Here is a 19,817-nt window from a genome sequence, read left to right as displayed (position 1 = left end):
ACAAGCGGGGTTGCCGGAAGGCGAACCCGTCATTGTCCCGACCGCCTGGCGGATCCGGCGCGGCACGCCGTGTCGCGGGTCCGAAAGCGCGGTTGATTTAGTTAGGTATACTAAGTAAATCGATCTCAGGCAACGGTGCGACAAACTGGACGTCGCGCGCGTATCGCCCGATCGCGGGATTGGTGTATGAAGCCGGTCCGGCCGTTTCTGGACTTGCCAAATCGGCGTCGCTGCGCAAGCGTCGCCTGCGCTCGCCGGGTCCCGCGGGTTCCGGCGCGACGAGATGACTTGGTTACGACGTGGCGGGGCGGCCGGCTTGGGTCGGGCCCCGGAAGACTGTCAAGAAGACCGTGAACGTGCCCGTCGCGCCCGTCCTGCGGCCGACGTGTGAACCCAGTTCGGGAGGAACCGCCTCATGACTTTCAGGGCCAATCGCAGAACGTTTCTGGCCGGATCGGTCGCCGCCGTCGGAACGCTGGCGATGCCGGCGATCCTGCGCGCCGAGACCATCAAGCTCGACATCACCCACTACCTGCCGCCGACCCACGGGGTCGAGGTCGACATGCTCCGCCCGTGGGCCGAGCAGCTGCGCGAGAAGTCGAACGGCCAGGTGGATTTCGAGATCCACAACGTCTCCAGCGCGCTGGGCCGGGCCGATCGCCAGGCCGACCAGGTGCGCGCCGGCGTGACCGACATCGCGTTCGGTCTGGCGGGCATTCCGCGCGGCCGCTTCCCGCACACCTCGGTCATCGAGCTGCCGTTCGTGGTGGAGAAGGCCGGCGCCGGCAGCCGCGCGCTGTGGGAGCTCTACAACACCGGCCAGCTCGGCGGCGAGTATGACGGCTTCAAGGTGCTGGGCCTGATGACCCATCACGGCGCGCTGTTCCACACCGTCGACCGGCCGATCAAGCAGCTCTCCGACCTCAAGGGCCTGCGCATCCGCTCGCCCGGACCGGCCGTCAACGCGATGCTGGAGTTCGAGGGCGCGAGCGCCATCGGCATGCCGCCGTCGCAGATCTACGAGGCGCTGCAGAAGGGCGCGCTCGACGGCGTGGCCACCACCTGGGATCTGGTCGGCGCGATCAAGCTCAACGAGGTTCTGAAGTATCACACCGACGCGCGCGTCTATGCCGCCGCGTTCTACATCGTGATGAACCCGAAGTCGTACCAGGAGCTCCCGGAGAACGCCCGGAAGATCATCGACGAGACCACCGGCGAAGCCTGGCAGTCGCAGATGGGCCCGTGGTGGGACAAGTGGGACGCCGCCGGCAAGAAGGACGCCGTCGATCGTGGCCAGGAGATCATCGTCATCGACGACGCGACCCGCGACCAGTGGCGCGACGAGCTGAAGCCGATGATCGACTCCTACCTCGACAGCCTGAAGAAGGAAGGCGTGGAGAACCCGCACGAGCTCTACGAGAACGCGCTCGCGCTCGTGCAGAAATACTCCAACTCCTGACGGGCGGCGGGCGAGCGTGAGTGAACTCGGAGAGATCGATCCCGGAATGCAGCAGACGGGCGGGATGCGCTTTGCGCCCGCCCGCGGCCTCGGCCGCCTGACGTTCTGGCTCGCTCTGGCGGGCATCTCCACGCTCCTCGTGGCGATCCTGCTGACCTGCGCCGACATCCTGTGGCGGCAGCTGGTCGGCGGGGCGTTCATGGACACCGCCGACATCACCAAGCTGTGCCTGGTGGCGGCGGCCTCGCTGTCCATCCCCTACGGCTTTGTCCTCGGCTCGCACATCACGGTCGACCTCCTGGCCGACCGCTTTCCGCGCGGCGCGCGGATCGTTCTCGACGTGGTCGTGTCGATCGTCTCGGCCATCCTGCTCGGCTTCCTGGTCTGGCTGACCTGGCAGGGGGCGATGCTCCACTACGCCTACGGCGACACCACCCCCAACCTGCAGATCCCCGTCATCTACTACTGGGGCATCTTCCTTCTCGGTCTGGCGCTCGGCGCGCTCGCGGCGCTTGCCCGCGCCGCCGAGACGATCGTGTCCGGTCCTGCGGAGAAGCCCCTTTGAGCCCTGATCTCGCCGGTCCCGTCGGCTTTGCCGTCGTCGTGGCGCTGATCGCGCTGCGCGTGCCCATCGCGCTCGCCATGGCGCTGGTCGGCACGGTCGGCTCGATCTGGCTCGGCGGCTGGTCCAGCGCCACCTATGTGCTGTCGAACCTGCCGTACGAGGCGATCTCCAACGACGGCATGGAAGTCGTGCCGCTGTTCATCTTCATGGGGGTGTTCGCCACCTATTCGGGGCTGTCGGCCAACCTCTATGCCGGCGTGCAGGCGCTGATCGGCCACTGGCGCGGCGGCATCGCCATGGCGACCATCGGCGCCTCGGCCGGCTTCGGCGCCATCTGCGGCTCGTCGCTGGCCACCGCCGCCACCATTGGCCGGGTGGCGATGCCGGAGATGCGCGCCCGCAACTACTCCGACAGCCTCGCCTCCGCCTCGGTCGCCGCCGGTGGCACTCTGGGCGTGCTCATCCCGCCGTCGATCATCCTGATCCTCTACGCCATCCTGACGGGTGAATCGATCGGCGCACTGTTCGCCGCCGCCCTGCTTCCCGGTCTCCTCGCCACCGCCCTCTACATGGCCGCCGTGCTCGTCCAGGTGCTGCGCAAGCCCGAGCTCGGGCCGGCGGGACCGCGTTACTCGTTCCGCCAGAAGCTGGTGGCGATGGGGCGGATCTGGGACGCCGCGCTGCTCATCGCGCTGGTCATCGGCGGCATCTACGGCCGCATCTTCTCGCCCACCGAGGCCGCCGCGGTGGGCGCCGGCGGGGCGCTGCTGATCACCATCCTGCGCGGCAAGCTCACCGCGAACATCCTGGTGAAGGGCCTCGCCGAGACCGCCGGCATGACCGGCATGATCTTCCTCATCCTGATCGGCGCGTCGCTGTTCAACTACTTCATCGAGCTCAGCCACCTGACCTCGGTGCTCACCGACGCGATCCAGGCCTCGGGCCTGCCGCCGCTCGGCATCCTGCTGCTGATCATCGTCTTCTACCTGGTGCTCGGCTGCTTCATGGACAGCCTGTCGATGGTGCTGCTCACGGTGGTGCCGCTCTACCAGCTCGCCACCGGCATCGGCTTCGACGGCATCTGGTTCGGCATCCTGGTGGTGACGGTGGCCGAGATCGGGCTGATCACGCCGCCCATCGGCATGAACCTGTTCGTCATCCAGGCGGTCACGCCGGGCCTCGCGATCAGCACCGTCATCCGCGGCATCCTGCCCTTCATCACCGCCGACATCGTCCGCGTCGCGATCCTGATCGCGTTCCCGACAATCGCGCTCTACCTGCCGCGCCTGTTCGGCTTCTGAGCGGCGCTTCGCGCCGGCGTCCGAACCGCCGGCGCCCCGGCGCGCTGCGTGCACCTTGAAATTGCCGGTCAGATCGGGCACCCCGCTGGGTGTGCGGTGCGGCATTCGGATCGGTGCGGGGAAATGGAATGAGCGGCGGAATGGGTGGCGGACAAACGGGAGTGCTCGGCCTGGCGCGGAAGGAAGGCCCCTTCTTCGCCGGGCTTCTGACGACGGTCGTCTTCACCCTCTACGGCAAGGCCTGGCTGGCCGATCTCTCCAACCCGGTCATCACCGCGGTGCTCTTCATCTGGCTGTTCGCCGCGATGCTGTGGGCCGCCTTCGGCGTCGTCCGCCACGCCGACTGCCTCGCCGAACTCCTGGGCGAGCCCTACGGCACGCTGATCCTGACGGTCGCGGTCATCACCATCGAGGTGGCGCTCATCTCGGCGATCATGCTGACCGGCAGCGAGACGCCGGAGCTCGCCCGCGACACCATGCTCGCCGTCATCATGATCGTGCTCAACCTGATGATCGGCCTGGCGCTGCTCATCGGCGGCCTGCGCCACCGCGAGCAGGAGTTCAACTTCCAGGGCGCCCGCGCCTACATCGGCGTCCTGCTGCCGCTCGCCACCCTGTCGCTGATCCTGCCGAACTTCACCCATTCCACCGACACGCCGACGCTCACCACCTTCCAGGCGATCTTCTTCGGCGGCCTCACGGTGGTCCTCTACGGCACCTTCATCGCCATCCAGACGATGCGGCACCAGAGCTTCTTCGTGCAGCCGCGGTCGAGCGGTCCGGCGCTCGACGCGCACGGCGACGTCGAGGACCTGGGCGGCCATTCCGGCCACAACCCGGTCAACGTCCCCTTCCACGCGGTGATGCTGTTCCTCACCCTCGTGCCGATCGTGCTGCTCTCCAAGAAGCTCGCCGTCCTGGTCGACTACGGCACCGGGCAGCTCGGCGCGCCGGCGGCGCTCGGCGGCGTGCTGGTCGCCATCCTGGTGCTGGCGCCGGAGGGTCTGGCGGCGCTGGAAGCGGCCGGCAACAACCACCTTCAGCGCTCCGTCAACATCTGCCTGGGCTCGGCGCTCGCCACCATCAGCCTCACGGTCCCGGCCGTCGTGGTCATCGGGCTCGTCACCGGCGACCCGGTGGTGCTCGGCCTCGACTCCACCGAAACGGTGATGCTGGTGCTGACGCTGCTGATGAGCATCGTCACCTTCGGCGCGTCGCGCACCACCATGCTCCAGGGCATGGCGCACCTGGTGGTGTTCGTCGCCTACATGGTTCTGATCTTCGACCCGTAACGGCTGCGGGAAACGCCTAGCCGCTAGGAGCCTCAGGCCCCCCGGCGGAGCGCCACCAGCTGCCTGAGCGCCTCGGCGAGATCGTCGCCGGGTAGCCGGTCGTGGGGCAGGCTCCCCATCTTCTGCTGCACGTCGGCGATGGCGTCGCCGAGCGCCCCGTGCAGCCCCAGCTCGGCGACCGTCGCGGCGCTTTCGCGCATCTCCTCCGACCGCCGGATGCCGTGCTTCAGCGTGCGCTCGAACTGGTAGGGCGCCAGCGCCGGCAGGTCGAGGCCGGGATACGACGCCGCCAGCGACTTCATCGTGTAGTCGAGGCAGCCCGAGGCCGAGGCGGCCAGCAGCGTTTCCACGGTGATCGCCTCCAGCCCCTTCACGAACTGGCTGCGCACCATCTTGATTGCCGTGGCGGCGCCGAGCGTCTCGCCGACCACCTCCAGGTCGAAGGCGAGCGCCGCGAGTCGATCCAGGAACCCGTCCGGCAGCGCGCCCGCCACCAGCACAGGGGTGCGGTGGCCGCGCGGATGCACCGGCGCCATCACCGCCATGTCCACGTAGGCCGCGCCCTTCGCCGTCATCGGCGCGGCGGTCTCCTGCTTGCGGCCCGGCGACACCGAGTTGATGTCGATGAACACCTGCCCGGGCCGGATCGCCGGCCCCACCGACTGCCCGGCCGCCAGGCTGGAGCTGGCGGTGACGGCGGAGACGATCCAGTCGGCGTGGGCGATCGCTTCCGACGGGCTGCCGAGTGCGGCGACGCCGGCGGCGCGCGCGGCCTCCGCCGTTGGCCCGTCCATGCCCTGGCTGTCGAACAGGATGTCGTAGGCGGAAAAGCCGAGCGCCGGGTCCGTCGCCGCCAGGCTGTCGCGGAAGGCCCGGGCCGCTTCGCCGAAACCGATGAAGGCGATCTTCATGATGAGGGATCCGTCGGGGCGGCGTTCGCGGTGGCGGCGCCGCGTCGTTGCGCTACTCGATGATCGTCTCGCCCACCGGCGGGGTGCCGTGGGTGTGGAAGCTCTCGATGGTCTTCAGGCCCCAGGCCTGGCCCTTGCGGCGCTCCGCCTCGGTCCAGGTCACCGTCTGCCAGTCAGGCGCCAGGATCAGCCGCGCCCCGGCGTTGGCCACCTCGACCCGGTTTCCGGCGGGCTCGTAGACGTAGAGAAAGAACGTCCCCTGGATCGCGTGCTTGTGCGGCCCGGTCTCGATGAACACGCCGTTCTCCAGGAAGATGTCGGCGGCGCGCAGCACGTCCTCGCGCTGGTCCACGGCGTAGGTGATGTGGTGGAAGCGGCCGGAGGCGCCGGAATGGTCCTCGGTGAAGGCGACGTCGTAGCTCTTGTTGTTCACCGTGAACCAGCAGCCGCCGAGGCGGCCGTTGTCGAGCTGGATCTGCTCGGTGACCCGGCTGCCGAGTGCGGCCACCATGAAGTCGCGGATCTTCGAGACGTCGGTGGCGAGCAGGTTGAGGTGGTCGAGCCGGCGCACCGCCACGCCGCGCCCGTGATAGCGCTGGGCGATGTTCTTCAGCGCCGGGCGTTCGGCCTCGGGCGCCACGTATCGGCGGGTGTCGTAGTAGAGCTCGAAGACGTGCCCGTCCGGGCTGCGGAAGCGGTAGGCGCGGCCGTGGCCGAGGTCGCCGTCGGTCCAGCCGATGCCGCAGCCCATCGCCTCGATCGCGGCGACGCGGCGGGCGAGCGCCGCCTCGGAGGTCGCGCGGTAGGCGACGTGGCCCATGCCGGTGGTCGCCGCGGCGGTCAGCTTCAGGGTGTGGAACTCGTAGTCGTCCCAGGCGCGCAGGTAGACCGAGTCTCCCTCGCGGCCGCTCTCGGTCAGGCCGTAGACGTTGACGAAGAAGTCGAGGCTCTCCTCCGGCCGGTCGGTGAACACCTCGACATGGCCGAGATGCGCGACGTCGAAACAGGGTTCGCTGTCGGCCATGGGCGGTCTCCTCGTGCGGTCGTGTCTCTCAGCCGGTGCTGGCCGGCCGCGGCTCTCCGGCCGCCGTCGACCGATAGGCGAGAAAGGCGAGGGCGACAATGCCGACGAGCCGGGCGACGATGGTCACCGGCTCCGTGGAGGCCACGTCGGTCGGCCACAGCACCAGCAGCGACGCCACGATCATCGCCATCCGTTCCGCGAAGACCAGCGGCCGCACCAGCCACCCGGCGAAGCCCACCGTGATGCCCACCACGCCGATCCCCGCGAACACGATCGACAGGAAGATCTGCGTGCCGGTGCCGATCATCAGCAGGCCCGGCATGGTGACGAACAGGAACGGCACCAGCAGCTTCACGAAGCCGAGGCGCACCGCCTCCATCGCCGTCTTCGTCGGATCGCCGCCGGAGATCGAGGCAGCCGCATAGGCGGCGAGCGCCACCGGCGGCGTGATCGCCGACACCAGCCCGTAGTAGAAGATGAACATGTGCGCGACGATGATGGGCAGCCCGAGCTGGGTCAGCGCGGGGGCCACCAGCACCGCCAGCAGCAGGTAGGCGGCCGACGTCGGCAGCCCCATGCCGAGCACGAACGAGGCCGCCGCGGTCAGCAGCAGGATCGCCCAGATCTTGTCGCCGCCGGTCTCGACGATCAGGCTCGACAGCATCAGCCCCAGGCCGGTGAGGTTCAGCACGCCGATCACGGTGCCGGCGGCCGCCACCGCGGCGACGATCGGCAGCGTGGCGATCAGCGTGTCCCGGCACACCAGCACCAGCCCGGCCGGGCCGACGCGGGTGTCCTTGCGCCAGGGCGAAATCGCCAGGCCGAACACGATGCAGATCACCGCCGCCTGGGTGGGCGTGTAGCCGTTGGCCAGGAAGGCGATCAGCGCGATCAGCGGGATCAGCAGGTAGCCGCGCTTCAGAAGCGTCTCGCGCAGCAACGCCAGGCCGGCGGTGGTGTCGCGCTCGAGGTTCAGCTTGCCGGCTTCCAGGCGCACGGCAACCATCAGCGCGACGACGTAGAGCAGGCCGGGCACCAGCGCGGCGAGCGCGATCTGCGAGTAGGGCACGCCGATGATCTCGGCCATCAGGAACGCCGCGGCCCCCATGACCGGCGGCAGGATCTGGCCGGCCGAGGAGGCAGCCGCCTCGATGGCGCCGGCGAGCGCCGGGCTGTAGCCGACCCGCTTCATCAGTGGAATGGTGAAGGTGCCGGTGGTCACCACGTTGGCGACGGCGCTGCCGTTGATGGTGCCGAGCAGCGAGCTCGACAGCGCCGCCGACAGCCCCGGCCCTCCCTGGACGCGGCCGGTGATGCCGCGGGCGAGGTCGACGAACACCTCGCCGGTGCCGATCTTCATCAACAGCCCGCCCAGCAGCGCGAACAGGAAGATGTATTCCACCGCCACGCCCATGGGGACGCCGTAGACCCCTTCGGTCGACAGCATCAGCGTCGAGGTCAGGCGGTGCAGGTCGTAGCCGCCGTGGCCGTACTTGCCGGGGATCAGGTAGCCGAACCAGGCGTACGCCAGCGACAGGATCACGAGGATGACCAGCGTCCAGCCGAGCGTCAGGCGGGCGAGCAGCAGGATGACGGCCATCAGGCCGACGAAGATCCACAGGTCCGGCGGCGTCGCCATCGCGCCGCGCATGACGATGTCGATGTAGGACTGCCAGAGGTGCAGGCCGGGGATCGGCGCGAACAGCGCCAGCGCGTAGCACAGCACGCGCACCCAGCCGGACTGGGTCTTCAGGCCGAGATAGAGCAGGCCGGAGGCAGCGATCAGCGAGAAGAACGCCGAGCGCAGGATCAGCGCGGTGATCAGGCCGTAGTAGGCGCCGTAGATCACGAGTGCGGTGGCGGCGACCGCGCCGGCGGCGACGAGGGCGGAAACGATGACCGTTTCCGTCCCCGGCCGCTCGACGGCGGGCCTCAGACGCAATTGTTCAAGGCCGAGATTCATGTCGCCGCCGCCCGTTTCTTACTTTTTCTCGTCGAAGTAACGCTGGGCACCGGCCTGCAACGCGATCGGCGTCTTGGTCGCGGTGTCGAGCTTGATGGCCTTCGCCTGCGGATGGATCTGGCCGAGCTCGTCCAGGTGGTCGAACAGCGTCTTGGTGATCGTGTAGATCATGTCGGCGTCGGCATCCTCACGGGTGAAGATCGTCGCCGGGTCGTTGATCACCGCCACCGCTGCGGTCTGGTCCGGGTAGGTGCCGGCCGGGATCTCGTAGACCTGGTAGAACGGGTACTTCTTGATCATGTCGGCGACCTTGGCTTCGTCGACCGGCAGCAGCACCATGTCGCGCTGGGCGTCGAGGTCGATCAGGGCCGAGGTCGGCGCGCCGGCGAGCACCACGGTGGCGTCCACGGTGCCGTTCATCAGCGCGTTGGTGCCTTCGGTGTACGACAGGAACTGCGCCTTGCCGGGATCGAACACGCCGTAGGCCTCGAGCAGGCGCTGGGCGAGCACGGCGGCGTTGGAGCCCGGAGGTCCGAGGTTCACCCGCTTGCCCTGCAGGTCGGAGAGCGACGCGATGCCGGTGTCCTTGATGGTCGCGACCTGCAGGACCGCCGGATAGAGGTAGGCCATCGCGGCGACCGGCTGGGCGCCGTCCTTGAACGGGCCTTCGCCGTTCTTCGCCTCGTAGAGGGTCGACGACGACGAGAAGCCGAACGTCATCTGGTCGGCGCCGACGCGGCGGATGTTCTCCACCGAGGCGCCGGTCACCTCGGCGCGCGCCGTGGTGTCCTTCATGTGCTTGTTCAGCACGTCGGCCATGCCGGCGCCGATCACGTAGAACAGGCCGCCGGTGCCGCCGGTGCCGATGGAGATGCGCTCCTCGGCGGCGGCGGGCGTCGTCAGGATGGCGGCTCCGAGTGCGAGTGCCGTCAGTGCGTGGGTCAGCTTCATGCCATTCCCTCCCAGGGTTTGTTGCCGGTCAACGTGACTCAGGCGGGGTGAAACGTCTGCACCCGGCTCTTCCGGCCGGGTTCCGCGAGCGCCTTGAAGCTCGCGAAGCTTGTGGAGACGAGCTCGTCGATGGCGCGCTCGTGGTCGCCGCCGTCGGTGCGCCCGTCCGAGAGGCGGGTGATGCGCTCCGGATTGATCAGCGTGTAGTAGAGCGAGCCGAGCAGGAACTGGCAGCGCCAGACGATCGCGTCGCGGTCGGCGCCGGGCAGGCAGCCCGCGATGGCGTCGATGAAGGCGCGGGTCGTTGCGTCGAACGCGTTGGCGATGATCTGGCGGGCTTCCGGGTTGCCCTCGGCCGACAGCACCGCGCGCATCCGGGTGAAGCGCGCGCCGCCGCCGGAATCGGCGTGCGACGAGGTGAAGGCCGGCATCACGTAGGCCCGCAGCACCGCCATCAGCCGTTGGTCGTCGTCGGAAATCCGCATCGCCTCGCCGATCAGCTCCAGGCGGCGGGCGTTCATCGGCTCGGTGTGGGCCGTGTAGATCGCTTCCAGCAGGCCGAGCTTGTCGCCGAAGTGGTAGGTGACGCTGCCGACGTGGACGCCCGCCGCGCGCGCGATCTCGCGCAGCGGCACGGAACCGAAGCCGCGCTCGGCGAAAAGGTCCTTGGCGACCTCGAGAATGGTCTGTCGCGTATCGGCGCGGGCCACGTCGGTCCATCCGGTCGGGCGGGGCGGCTGCCCCCTCGTTTGGCTCTCCCCTACAGGGGACTTGCCCTTCTGTCTATCGCATTTGGACGATTGTTCAAAGACGTGCGACGGCGGGTCGCGGCGCCGGCGCGCGCCGGGGGAGCGGCCCGGCCCTTCCGCCATGACCGCCCGCCTTTCCCGAGAATGACCGGCCGGCGGGCGGCGCGGCCCGGCGGATCCGCGTATACATTTCCCTGATTGCGCCCGCGCGCGCCCGGATTTTGACCGCATTTGCGCTGTTGGACGGGGACGCGTCCGTGCGACGCATGCACGTGCAACGGAGCCTGGAGGGCAACCATGGAATGGGGCGGTGGTTTGGACGTTGACAGAAGGCGCCTGCTGATGGGCAGCGCGGCGCTGCTGGCCGGGCTCGGGGCGCCGCCGTTCGTCAGGCTGGCGCACGCGATGACGGAGCTGCCGCTGGATCCGCCCACCCGTTTCGATTTCGAGGTCCTGAAGGAGCGCGCCCGCGCGATCGCCGCCAGGCCCTACGTGGCCCCGCCGGTGCCCCACGCCGACCTCCTGGAGACCGTCGACTTCGACGCCTACCAGTCGATCACCTTCCGGCCGGAACGCACCCTCGGCCCGGGCGAGGACACGACCGTTCCCGTCCGCCTCTTCCATCTCGGCCGCTACTTCAAGGTGCCGGTTCAGCTCTATCTCGTGAAGGACGGCGAGGCGCGCGAGATCGGCTACGACCACAACGCCTTCACCTACAAGGACAAGGCGCTGGAGCAGAAGCTGCCGGACGATCTCGGCTACGCCGGCTTCCGGCTGATGAACGCCGGCTCGGAGACGGACTGGCTCGCCTTCCTGGGTTCCAGCTACTTCCGCTCGTCCGGCCCCGAGGGCCAGTACGGCCTGTCGGCGCGCGGTCTTGCCATCGACACCGGCATGGCGCGTCCCGAGGAGTTCCCGCGCTTCTCCGCCTTCTGGCTGCACGGCGCCGGCGACGATCCCGACGCGATGATCGTCGACGCGCTGCTGGAGAGCGAAAGCTGCACCGGCGCCTACCGCTTCACCATCTCCAAGCCCGGCGACATCCTGATGGACGTCGACGCCTACCTCTACATCCGCAAGGACATCGAGCGGCTGGGCGTGGCGCCGCTCACCAGCATGTTCTGGTACTCCGAGGCGAAGCGCTTCCAGGGCGACGACTGGCGCCCCGAGGTCCACGACAGCGACGGCCTGGCGCTGTGGACCGGCGCCGGCGAGCGCATCTGGCGGCCGCTGAACAATCCGAAGACGGTGCGCACCAGCGCCTTCGTCGACAGCGCGCCGAAGGGCTTCGGCCTGCTCCAGCGCGACCGCGACTTCGACAATTATCAGGATGACGGCGCCTTCTACGACAAGCGCCCCGGCATCTGGGTCGAGCCGCTGTCGGACTGGGGCAGGGGCGAGGTCCAGCTCGTCGAGATCCCCACCGACGACGAGATCTACGACAACATCGCCGCCTACTGGAAGCCGGCGGAGCCGGTGCGCGCCGGCGACGCGCTGCACTTCCCCTACCGGCTCCACTGGGTCTCCACCGAACCGTTCCCGCCGAAGTCGGTGGCGCGCGTCGTCGGCACGCGCATCGGCCGCGGCGGGGTTCCCGGCCAGGCGCGCCGGGGCGACACCAAGAAGTTCGTGATCGATTTCGCGGGCGGACCGCTCGACGGTCTCAAGCAGCGGTTCGACGTCGATCCGGTCGTCGACGCCTCGCGGGGCAAGGTCAGCGGCCGCTACGTGGTGAAGGTGGTCGGCACCGACCGCTGGCGGGCGTTCTTCGATCTCGACGTGACCGGCACCGACGCCGTCGATCTCCGCTGCTACCTGAAGCTCGGCGACGAGGTGCTGAGCGAGACGTGGATGTACCAGTACCTGCCGTTCGACTTCCCCGGCTGACCGGCAACCCCGCGGCGCCCGTCCGGGGCCGCGCGAGATGGGGGTGCGGCGTCCTGCCGCACCCCTTCGCCCGCCCGCGGCGGCGGGCTCGGCGTTAACCATCCCGCGGTTGGAAACTGGCCGATTACGGCCCTCGCGACCGTCGCCGATCGGGCGCCGACGGCCCGTCGGGCGCCCCCGTCGGACCCGTCCGGGCGGCCGCCGGAGCGGCCCCGTCGGGACCCCTGAAATTTCAGAGTCGCCGCCGTCCGATTTTGGGCATCATCTGCTGCGCCGCACCATCCCGGGACCTGCGATCCCCCGGGGACCGGCGGCGGCCGAACGTACGCGCAAGCAAAGGGTCGCGATTGCAAAATAAGCAAGCAATCGCCCCCTCGCCCGCACGTCACGGCCACAAGAACGTCACGAATTAATCCACTATATCACCACGTTAACGGCGGAACTCTTGAGCCCCTACGCGGGTTTTTGCAGTGCGACGTGAATTTGTCTGGGGTGGGGTATCCCGCAGTGCATGATCCGGCTGATGGCCGAAGCAGGGGAGGACTGATGCTCAGTCGTCGATCCGTCATTGGCGGAATGACCGGTGCGCTTGCGAGCGCGACGATTGCGCGGAGCGCGCGCGCCCAGGAGGCTGGCGCGGCTCAACCGGCGGAGCAGGCGCCGGCCGGATTCTCCTTCGAGGCGCTGACGGCCCGCATGAAGGACGCGGCGACGCGTCCCTACGAGAAGCCGAAGGTCGACATCCCCGACGCCATCCGCAACCTCGACTACGAGGCCTACAAGCAGGTCGCCTTCCGTGGCGACCACGCGCTGTGGGGCGACACCGACCTGCCGTTCCGCGTTCAGGCCTTCCACGCCGGCTGGCTGTTCAACGTGCCTGTGCGGCTGTTCGTGGTGGAGGGCGGCCAGGCCAACGAGGTCACCTTCAGCGCGGCCGACTTCGAGTACCGGCCGCCGCTCAATCCGGCCGACTTCGAGAACCTGCCGTTCCCCGGCATCGCCGGCTTCCGCCTGCACTTCCCGCTCAACCGGCCGGACGTCTTCGACGAAGTGATCGCCTTCCAGGGCGCCAGCTACTTCCGCGCCGTCGGCCACGGCAACGTCTACGGCATCAGCGCCCGCGGGCTGGCGGTGAACACCGCGACCGGCCGCGAGGAGGAATTCCCGCGCTTCAGCGAGTTCTACATCGAGAAGCCGCAGCCCGACGCGCGCTCGATCATGATCTACGCGACGCTGGAGAGCCCGAGCCTCACAGGCGCCTACGCGTTCCGCGTGATCCCCGGCATCGACACCGTCACCGACATCACCGCGCGGCTGTTCTTCCGCGCCGACGTCGACCGGCTGGGCGTCGCGCCGATGACCTCGATGTTCCTGTACGGCGAGAACAACCGCACGGTCTTCGACGACTACCGCGAGCGCGTCCACGATTCCGAGGGCCTGCGCGTGGTGCGCCGCAACGGCGACGAGCTCTGGCGCCACCTGAGCAACCCGCACGTGCTGGCCAATTCCTTCCTCGGCGAGGACCAGCCGGTGTCGTTCGCGCTCAACCAGCGCCACCACAGGTTCGAGGACTACCAGGACGCCGAGGCCCATTACGAGAAGCGTCCGTCGCTGCGCGTCGAGACCGGCGAGGGATGGGGCAAGGGCTACATTCAGCTCGTTGAGATTCCCGCCGACGCCGACCATATGGACAACATCGTCGCATTCTGGACGCCGGCCGACCCCGTGACCGCTGGAAGCGCGCTCGCGCTGAGCTACCGGCTGGTCTGGGGCACCCCCGGATCGGAGGAATCGAGCCTCGCGCGGGCCATCAGCACGCGGACAGGCGTCGGTGGTCCGTCCGGCGTACGGAACGATGATGGACTTCGTAAGTTCGTCATTGACTACGAGGGTGGAATGCTGCCCGGCCTCGAGCCGGATGCCGGCATTTCGCCCAATGTGACCATTTCGGGCGGAGAGGTGAAAACCTCCTCTCTGCACCGCATCAAAGATGGAACGTGGCGTTTCGCCTTCGATGTTCTTCCGGCCGGGGATGGTCCGGTGGAACTCGCTGTCCGCCTGGACATGGCCGGACGCCGCCTTTCAGAGACCTGGCTATACCAATGGAGACTGGGTGATGAGCAACGACGTTACTGATGCCGGAATGACCCTGGCTTCCATCGAGCAGTCGGAGCGGATCGCGTTCATGGACGCGTACGCTCCGCCGTCGGCGCCGATGGCGATGCCGGTACAGACCCTCGAGGTCGGCTGGACGGCCCGCCTGCGACTGGCCTTCTTCCGTCCGTCCCTGAGCGGCGCGGTTCGCTGAACCGCGCCTCCATCCTGCACGCCTTCCGCCAGCAAGGGATCTGATGGTCTATTATTACCGGGTCCTCACCCTCACGGCCGCACTGATCCTGACCTACGTCGCGACGTCGCTCTTCTTCGACTACGTCGCGTCCGACGATCTGGATGCGCTCGACGTCCTGCGGGTCGCCCTGCTGGCGATCACCTCGTTCGGCATCGCCTGGGGTGCGACGCTGGCGTTTGCCGGCCTGTTCGCGCGGGATCCGAAGGCGCCGCCGCCCGGCCCGCTGTCGCGGCCGCGGCGCACCGCCGTGCTGGTCCCAATCTACAACGAGGATCCGGTCGGCACCTTCTCGCGCGTTGCCGCGATGAGCGACAGCCTCGTCGCCACCGGCCGCCACGACGACTTCCACTTCATGATCCTCTCCGACACCCGCGATGACGCCATCGCGGCCGAAGAGGAGAAGTGGTTCCAGCGGCTGGTCCAGGAGACGGGCGCCGAGGGCCGGATGTTCTACCGGCGCCGCGCCGTCAACCACGGCCGCAAGGCCGGCAACGTCGCCGATTTCGTCCGCCGTTCCGGCGCCGCCTACGATTTCATGCTGATCCTCGATGCCGACAGCCTCGTCGAGGGCGAGACCATGGTCGAGATGGCGCGGCGGATGGACGCCGACCCGACCGTCGGGCTCATCCAGACGCTCCCCAAGGTGATCAACGCCAAGACCTGGTTCGGCCGCTCGATGCAGTTCGCGTCGTGGTTCTTCGCGCCGTCGTTCTCGCGCGGGCTGGCGGCCGTGCAGGGCACCGCCGGCACCTTCTGGGGCCACAACGCCATCGTCCGCACGGAGGCGTTCGCCGCCACCTGCGGGCTGCCCAAGCTTTCCGGCAAGCCGCCGTTCGGCGGCGACATCCTGTCCCACGACTACGTCGAGGCGGCGCTGCTTTCCAGCGGCGGCTGGAAGCTGCGGCTCTATACCGATCTGGAGGGCTCCTACGAGGAGGCGCCCGACGACCTGATCGCCTACGCCAAGCGCGACCGGCGCTGGTGCCAGGGCAACCTCCAGCACATGCGGCTGCTGTTCGCCCCGAAGCTGCGGCTGTGGAGCCGCTTCTTCCTGGTCCAGGGCATCATGGCCTATCTGGCCTCGCCGCTCTGGCTCGCCTTCCTCGTGTCCAGCCTCATCGCGCCGTTCTTCGTCAGCGGGCCGGTGTATTTCCCCGAGCAGGGCATGCTGTTCCCGCGGTTCCCGCATGTGGACACCGCCAAGGCGCTGATGCTGCTGATCACCGTGTTCGGCCTCCTGATCGTGCCGCGTCTCCTCATCCTGGTCCGCGCCTCCGGCTCCGCCCGCCACCACGGCTTCTCCGGCGCCGCCGCCGTGGTCTGGTCGACGCTGGTGGAGGTGATCTGGTCCAGCGTGATGGCCCCGATCATGCTCCTCTACCAGAGCCGCTCCGTCTTCCAGATCGTGACCGGCTCCGACGGCGGCTGGCCGGTGTCCGACCGCGAGGAGGGGATTTCGCTCGCCGAGTCCTGGGCGGGAAGCTGGTGGATTTCCGCCGCCGGCATCCTCGCGCTCAGCGTCGCCGGCGTGTTCACGCCCGACCTGCTGCCCTGGCTGCTGCCCGTCGGCATCCCGATGGTGCTCGCCCCGCTGATCGTCTACGGCAGCTCGACCCGGGGCAGCGGCCTGCTCGCCGCGCGGCTCGGCCTGTTCGGCACGCCCACCGAGATCGCGCCGCCCAAGCTGGTGCTCGACCGGCGGGCCGTGCTCGCCCGCTGGACCGGCCAGGCCTATGCCGTCCCGGCCGACCGTCCGCTGCCGGACGGAGCGACCCCCGCGCCGCACCCGCTCCCGTAAGCCGCCTCCCGGCGCCGGCCATGGCGCCGGTGCCGTGCCGCGCGCGTCAGCCCTTCCGGGCCGCGGCCACCGGCGTCCAGATGCCCTGGCGGGCGAGATCGGCCGCCAGTTCCTCCATCAGCCTCTGCACCCGCTCGACGATGCCGGACGGCTGGCGCTGCCCGTCGTAGGCGACGCTCCAGACGATCCGCATGGTGCCGATCGGCCGGCCCACCACCGCGCCGCTGGCGAGCTCCTCGACGACCGAGCAGCCCGGCATGAGCGCGATGCCGATCCCCGCCTTCACCAGCTCCACCATCAGCGTGCGCGAGTTCACCTCGGCGGACAGCTGCACGCCGAGGCCGTGGCGGGCGTTCATCCGCGTCAGCCAGTGGCGCATGAAGTTGCCCTCGGGATGCGCGACGATCGACTGGCCGGCGAGGTCCTGCCAGTCCAGCCGCGTGCGGGTCGTCAGCGGGTGGTCGGGCGGCATCACCGCCAGCAGCTGCTCGGCGGCGATGGGGGAGGTGTGCAGCTTGCCGCGCCGCGTCTTCGGGCTCACCAGGATGGCGAGGTCGAGATGCCCCTTCGACAGGCCGATCTCCATGTTCTCCGAAATGTCCTCGGTGATCGCCAGCGTCACCCGGGGGTGACGCCTGGCGACAAGCGCCACCAGCGGCGTCGCGAACACCCGCGAGGTGGAGATCGGCAGCCCGATCCGCACGCGGCCGCCCGGGTCGGCGTCGAAGTCGGTGAGCTCGCGGACCGTCGCCTCGTGCAGGTTCACCATCTCGCGGGCGCGCTCGACGAAGATCTGGCCGGGCTCGGTCAGCCGGACGCCGCGCTTGCCGCGGTCGAGCAGCCGCGAGCCGTAGGCCTGCTCCAGCGCCTGCACCGAGCGGCTCAGCGCCGACTGGGACACGCCCAGCCGTTCGGCCGCCGCCGTCAGGTTGCCCTGCTCGGCGATTTCCAGGAACCGGTAGAGGTCGCTCAGGCTCTCCGCCGCCCTATCCATGCGCATCTCGCATCACCACGATCTCCCCATTTGCGTTTTTAGCATGAAAGGTCGGCGCTACAATCGATTGCAACGAGGCAGCAGCGGTCGCGTCCGGCGACCGGCAATGGAGGACAGGACCATGGCCCCCCGTATCGAACCCCTGAGCGACGACGAAGCGAGCGGCACCCAGCGCCTCTTGATCCAGACGGCGGAACACAACGGCGCGCCCGATCCCCTGTGCGCGCGGATCTACGTCCGCGCCGAGGCCGGCCGCAACTGGCTGCGCCACTGGAACGAGCTCCTGAACGGCGGCGTGCTGCCGGTCCCGCTCAAGGAGATGTGCCGGGTGCTGATCTCGATGAAGCACTTCTGCGGCTACTGCTCGACAGTGCGCTCGCGCATCGCCCAGGAGGCGGGCCTGACGGAGGAGAAGCTCATGGCGACCATGGACTTCGAGGCGAGCCCGCTGTTCGACGCGCGCGAGAAGGCGGCGCTGCGCTTCGCCACCGCCTTCAAGGCGGGCGACGACGCCATCGACGACGACGCGGTTTACGAGGATCTGAAGCGGCACTTCAGCGACGAGGAGATCGTCGAGCTCGGCCTCGTCTGCGCGGAGACCGACGGCGTCGGCAAGTTCGCCCGCTCGCTGCAGATGCGCACGTGGGGCGAGGCCTGCGAGCTGCAGCCGATGCTGCGCGGGCTCGACACGATGGAAACGGCCTGACGGGGCCACGGAGAACCGCCAGATGTTCGAAGTCATCTTCGATGCCGAGGGCGTGGCCGTCGGCAAGATGCGCAACGAGGTGACGCTCACGGCCAGTTCGCCGTTCAAGAGCGTCAACGTGCTCGCCACCGACGAGGGGCCGTTCCAGGGCGGCGAGGGCACCGCTCCGACGCCGCTGGAGTATTTCCTCACCGGCCTGGTCGGCTGCCTGATGACCCAGATCCGGGTGTTCTCGCGCAAGATGCGCGTCGAGATCTCGGACCTGAAGGTCAACTGCCGGGCGGAATGGACCGCCGAGAAGGGCGAGCTCGGACCCTACGAGGGCTTTCCGCGCAGCTTCAGCGTCGACGTCGATCTCAAGTCGGAGGCGCCGGCCGAGGACGTCGCGCGGCTGATCGAGGCCTCGAAGCGGGCGTGCTTCGTGGAACAGACGCTCGCCGTCTCCAACACCGTGGCGCACCGCCTGCGGATCAACGACGGAGGCTGGACCGACGCCTGATCGGGCGTCGGGTGGCGCCGGCCTGGCCCGCGGCATCGCGGGCGAGGGGAGGCCGGCGGCACGGGGCCGGACGTGGTGGTCCGGCCGGAAATGCCTTCCCGGACATGCGCGCCGGGAAGGCCGGGTCCCGCAATGTTCGCATCGGACATATTGGGACTTGGCGCGGGGGGGCGCCGACAGCAGGCTGATCGCGAGCGCTTAAGCGATCGGAACGAAAACAAGACGTCAAAAAGGGAGGAAAACGAAATGCGTAACCTGAAGAAGCTGGGGTTGGGCCTCGGCCTCGCGGCGCTGATGACGGCGCCGGCGATGGCGGAGGAAACGATCAACCTGACGGTGGTGTCCGGGTTCTCGCCCAGCGTCGCCGCGGTGAAGATGCTCCAGGAGAGCTTCATCCCGACGGTCGACGCCGAACTCGCCAAGACCGGCGACTACAAGATCAACTGGCAGGAGGCGTTCTCCGGCACGCTGGCCACCCCGGGCGGCGAGCTGGAAGCCGTGCAGACCGGCCTCGCCGACGTCGGCGTGATCATCACCGCCATCCACGCCGACAAGATCCCGCTCTACCTGATCGGCTACGTCACCCCGTTCACCACCACCGACATGGTGCTGGTGCACAAGGTCGTCGACGGGCTGGTGGAGAAGTATCCGGCGTTCAACGAGACCTGGGACAAGTTCGACCAGGTGACCCTGTCGGCCTCCGGCATCGCCGACAACTACATCATCTGCTCGTCCAAGCCGATCAAGTCGGTCGACGACATCGACGGGCTGAAGATCGGCGGCATCGGGCCGAACCTGCGCTGGGTCGAGCCGATCGGCGCGGTCGGCGTCAACGCCAACCTCGGCAACTTCTACAACATGACCCAGACGGGCGTGACCGACGCGATCCTGGTGTGGGGCGAGTCCGTCGTGTCGCTGAAGTTCTACGAAGTCTGCCCCTACTACTTCAACGCCAACCTCGGCGGCGCCAACACCTACGCGGTGAACGTCAACAAGTCGAAGTGGGAACAGCTTCCTGAAGAGGTCCAGGCGGCCCTCGAGAAGGGTGCGCAGGCCTACAGCGTTGCCATCGGCGAATTCGCCGCCAAGCTCGGCGAGAAGGCCATCGCGACCTTCAAGGAGAACGGCGGCACCGTCGTCGACATCGACGAGCAGGAACGCCTCGACTGGGCCGCCAAGCTCCCGAACATCGCCCAGGAATGGGCCGACAACCTGGAAGCCAAGGGCATCCCGGGCAAGGCGATCCTCCACGACTACATGGAGGCGATGCGCGAGGCGAACCAGCCGATCGCCCGCCAGTGGGACCAGAACTAGCACGCCGTCCGGCGACGCGGCCCCACCGCCGCGTCGCCCTGGAGGCCTGGTCGG

At 68.7% G+C, this 19,817-nt stretch carries 17 protein-coding genes; 11 read left to right on the top strand and 6 right to left on the bottom strand.

Features of this window, described 5'->3' with window-relative positions; all coding sequences use genetic code 11:
* The first annotated feature begins 415 nt into the window (after nucleotides 1–415).
* From AB7M35_RS12355 to AB7M35_RS12340, 4 genes are all read left to right on the top strand, one after another.
* Nucleotides 416–1,459 carry a TRAP transporter substrate-binding protein gene (locus AB7M35_RS12355; protein WP_453960171.1) on the top strand — a complete coding sequence of 348 codons (1,044 nt, stop codon included), beginning with the start codon at nucleotides 416–418 and terminating at the stop codon, nucleotides 1,457–1,459.
* Nucleotides 1,460–1,475: 16 nt separating this feature from the next.
* Nucleotides 1,476–2,024, top strand: a complete 549-nt coding sequence (locus AB7M35_RS12350) for a TRAP transporter small permease (protein ID WP_453960169.1) — start codon at nucleotides 1,476–1,478, stop codon at nucleotides 2,022–2,024.
* Complete coding sequence (locus AB7M35_RS12345; RefSeq protein ID WP_453960167.1) at nucleotides 2,021–3,325, top strand: TRAP transporter large permease; 1,305 nt, start codon at nucleotides 2,021–2,023, stop codon at nucleotides 3,323–3,325. Before AB7M35_RS12350 ends, AB7M35_RS12345 begins: the two co-directional genes overlap by 4 nt.
* 140 nt (nucleotides 3,326–3,465) lie before the next feature.
* A complete protein-coding gene (locus tag AB7M35_RS12340) occupies nucleotides 3,466–4,617 on the top strand; it encodes a calcium:proton antiporter (protein WP_453960166.1) in 1,152 nt (383 codons plus the stop codon).
* Between the two features lie 32 nt (nucleotides 4,618–4,649).
* Here the strand turns inward: AB7M35_RS12340 and AB7M35_RS12335 are convergent, their stop codons facing one another.
* The 5 genes from AB7M35_RS12335 to AB7M35_RS12315 are packed head-to-tail and all read right to left on the bottom strand — an operon-like array spanning nucleotide 4,650 to nucleotide 10,176.
* The gene (locus AB7M35_RS12335; protein ID WP_453960164.1) at nucleotides 4,650–5,528 is read right to left on the bottom strand and encodes a DUF1932 domain-containing protein; all 879 of its coding nucleotides are present in this window, start codon (nucleotides 5,526–5,528) and stop codon (nucleotides 4,650–4,652) included.
* Nucleotides 5,529–5,580: 52 nt separating this feature from the next.
* Nucleotides 5,581–6,552: a catechol 2,3-dioxygenase gene (locus AB7M35_RS12330; RefSeq protein WP_453960162.1), complete on the bottom strand. Its 972-nt coding sequence runs from the start codon at nucleotides 6,550–6,552 to the stop codon at nucleotides 5,581–5,583.
* Nucleotides 6,553–6,580: 28 nt separating this feature from the next.
* On the bottom strand, nucleotides 6,581–8,515 hold the full coding sequence (locus tag AB7M35_RS12325) for a TRAP transporter permease (protein ID WP_453960160.1): 1,935 nt from the start codon (nucleotides 8,513–8,515) through the stop codon (nucleotides 6,581–6,583).
* An 18-nt stretch (nucleotides 8,516–8,533) separates the two neighbouring features.
* Nucleotides 8,534–9,466, bottom strand: coding sequence for a TAXI family TRAP transporter solute-binding subunit (locus AB7M35_RS12320; protein ID WP_453960158.1), 933 nt, complete (start codon nucleotides 9,464–9,466; stop codon nucleotides 8,534–8,536).
* 38 nt (nucleotides 9,467–9,504) lie between these two features.
* Complete coding sequence (locus tag AB7M35_RS12315) at nucleotides 9,505–10,176, bottom strand: TetR/AcrR family transcriptional regulator (protein ID WP_453960156.1); 672 nt, start codon at nucleotides 10,174–10,176, stop codon at nucleotides 9,505–9,507.
* 354 nt (nucleotides 10,177–10,530) lie between these two features.
* Between AB7M35_RS12315 and AB7M35_RS12310 the strand changes: the two genes are divergently transcribed.
* The 4 genes from AB7M35_RS12310 (at nucleotide 10,531) to mdoH (ending at nucleotide 16,250) form a co-directional block, all read left to right on the top strand.
* Nucleotides 10,531–12,102, top strand: coding sequence for a glucan biosynthesis protein (locus AB7M35_RS12310; protein ID WP_453960155.1), 1,572 nt, complete (start codon nucleotides 10,531–10,533; stop codon nucleotides 12,100–12,102).
* Nucleotides 12,103–12,648: 546 nt separating this feature from the next.
* Nucleotides 12,649–14,238, top strand: coding sequence for a glucan biosynthesis protein (locus AB7M35_RS12305; protein ID WP_453960153.1), 1,590 nt, complete (start codon nucleotides 12,649–12,651; stop codon nucleotides 14,236–14,238).
* Nucleotides 14,219–14,410: a hypothetical protein gene (locus AB7M35_RS12300; protein ID WP_453960152.1), complete on the top strand. Its 192-nt coding sequence runs from the start codon at nucleotides 14,219–14,221 to the stop codon at nucleotides 14,408–14,410. Before AB7M35_RS12305 ends, AB7M35_RS12300 begins: the two co-directional genes overlap by 20 nt.
* Before the next feature lie 43 nt (nucleotides 14,411–14,453).
* Nucleotides 14,454–16,250: a glucans biosynthesis glucosyltransferase MdoH gene (gene mdoH / locus AB7M35_RS12295; protein ID WP_453960150.1), complete on the top strand. Its 1,797-nt coding sequence runs from the start codon at nucleotides 14,454–14,456 to the stop codon at nucleotides 16,248–16,250.
* 46 nt (nucleotides 16,251–16,296) lie between these two features.
* Here the strand turns inward: mdoH and AB7M35_RS12290 are convergent, their stop codons facing one another.
* The gene (locus AB7M35_RS12290; protein WP_453960149.1) at nucleotides 16,297–17,244 is read right to left on the bottom strand and encodes a LysR family transcriptional regulator; all 948 of its coding nucleotides are present in this window, start codon (nucleotides 17,242–17,244) and stop codon (nucleotides 16,297–16,299) included.
* A 121-nt stretch (nucleotides 17,245–17,365) separates the two neighbouring features.
* Here AB7M35_RS12290 and AB7M35_RS12285 point away from each other — a divergent pair, with 121 nt between their 5' ends.
* The 3 genes from AB7M35_RS12285 to AB7M35_RS12275 all read left to right on the top strand — a co-directional run bounded on the left by AB7M35_RS12285 (nucleotide 17,366) and on the right by AB7M35_RS12275 (nucleotide 19,763).
* On the top strand, nucleotides 17,366–17,950 hold the full coding sequence (locus AB7M35_RS12285) for a carboxymuconolactone decarboxylase family protein (RefSeq protein WP_453960147.1): 585 nt from the start codon (nucleotides 17,366–17,368) through the stop codon (nucleotides 17,948–17,950).
* A 22-nt stretch (nucleotides 17,951–17,972) separates the two neighbouring features.
* On the top strand, nucleotides 17,973–18,449 hold the full coding sequence (locus AB7M35_RS12280; RefSeq protein WP_453960146.1) for an OsmC-related (seleno)protein: 477 nt from the start codon (nucleotides 17,973–17,975) through the stop codon (nucleotides 18,447–18,449).
* A gap of 246 nt (nucleotides 18,450–18,695) precedes the next feature.
* Nucleotides 18,696–19,763 (top strand): C4-dicarboxylate TRAP transporter substrate-binding protein, encoded by a 1,068-nt coding sequence (locus AB7M35_RS12275; RefSeq protein ID WP_453960144.1) that lies wholly within the window; start codon nucleotides 18,696–18,698, stop codon nucleotides 19,761–19,763.
* The last annotated feature ends 54 nt before the right edge of the window (nucleotides 19,764–19,817 follow it).

The organism is Amorphus suaedae, assembly GCF_053629675.1.
This window is presented reverse-complemented; position numbering and strand designations above follow the sequence as displayed.

What these genes read in the sequence shown, in the direction of transcription:
- AB7M35_RS12300 (WP_453960152.1), top strand. Translation starts at nt 14,219, where the DNA reads ATGAGCAACGACGTTACTGATGCCGGAATGACCCTGGCTTCCATCGAG.
- AB7M35_RS12335 (WP_453960164.1), bottom strand. Translation starts at nt 5,528, where the DNA reads ATGAAGATCGCCTTCATCGGTTTCGGCGAAGCGGCCCGGGCCTTCCGC.
- AB7M35_RS12275 (WP_453960144.1), top strand. Translation starts at nt 18,696, where the DNA reads ATGCGTAACCTGAAGAAGCTGGGGTTGGGCCTCGGCCTCGCGGCGCTG.
- AB7M35_RS12330 (WP_453960162.1), bottom strand. Translation starts at nt 6,552, where the DNA reads ATGGCCGACAGCGAACCCTGTTTCGACGTCGCGCATCTCGGCCATGTC.
- AB7M35_RS12320 (WP_453960158.1), bottom strand. Translation starts at nt 9,466, where the DNA reads ATGAAGCTGACCCACGCACTGACGGCACTCGCACTCGGAGCCGCCATC.
- AB7M35_RS12290 (WP_453960149.1), bottom strand. Translation starts at nt 17,244, where the DNA reads ATGGATAGGGCGGCGGAGAGCCTGAGCGACCTCTACCGGTTCCTGGAA.
- AB7M35_RS12305 (WP_453960153.1), top strand. Translation starts at nt 12,649, where the DNA reads ATGCTCAGTCGTCGATCCGTCATTGGCGGAATGACCGGTGCGCTTGCG.
- mdoH (WP_453960150.1), top strand. Translation starts at nt 14,454, where the DNA reads ATGGTCTATTATTACCGGGTCCTCACCCTCACGGCCGCACTGATCCTG.
- AB7M35_RS12285 (WP_453960147.1), top strand. Translation starts at nt 17,366, where the DNA reads ATGGCCCCCCGTATCGAACCCCTGAGCGACGACGAAGCGAGCGGCACC.
- AB7M35_RS12355 (WP_453960171.1), top strand. Translation starts at nt 416, where the DNA reads ATGACTTTCAGGGCCAATCGCAGAACGTTTCTGGCCGGATCGGTCGCC.
- AB7M35_RS12280 (WP_453960146.1), top strand. Translation starts at nt 17,973, where the DNA reads ATGTTCGAAGTCATCTTCGATGCCGAGGGCGTGGCCGTCGGCAAGATG.
- AB7M35_RS12340 (WP_453960166.1), top strand. Translation starts at nt 3,466, where the DNA reads ATGGGTGGCGGACAAACGGGAGTGCTCGGCCTGGCGCGGAAGGAAGGC.
- AB7M35_RS12325 (WP_453960160.1), bottom strand. Translation starts at nt 8,515, where the DNA reads ATGAATCTCGGCCTTGAACAATTGCGTCTGAGGCCCGCCGTCGAGCGG.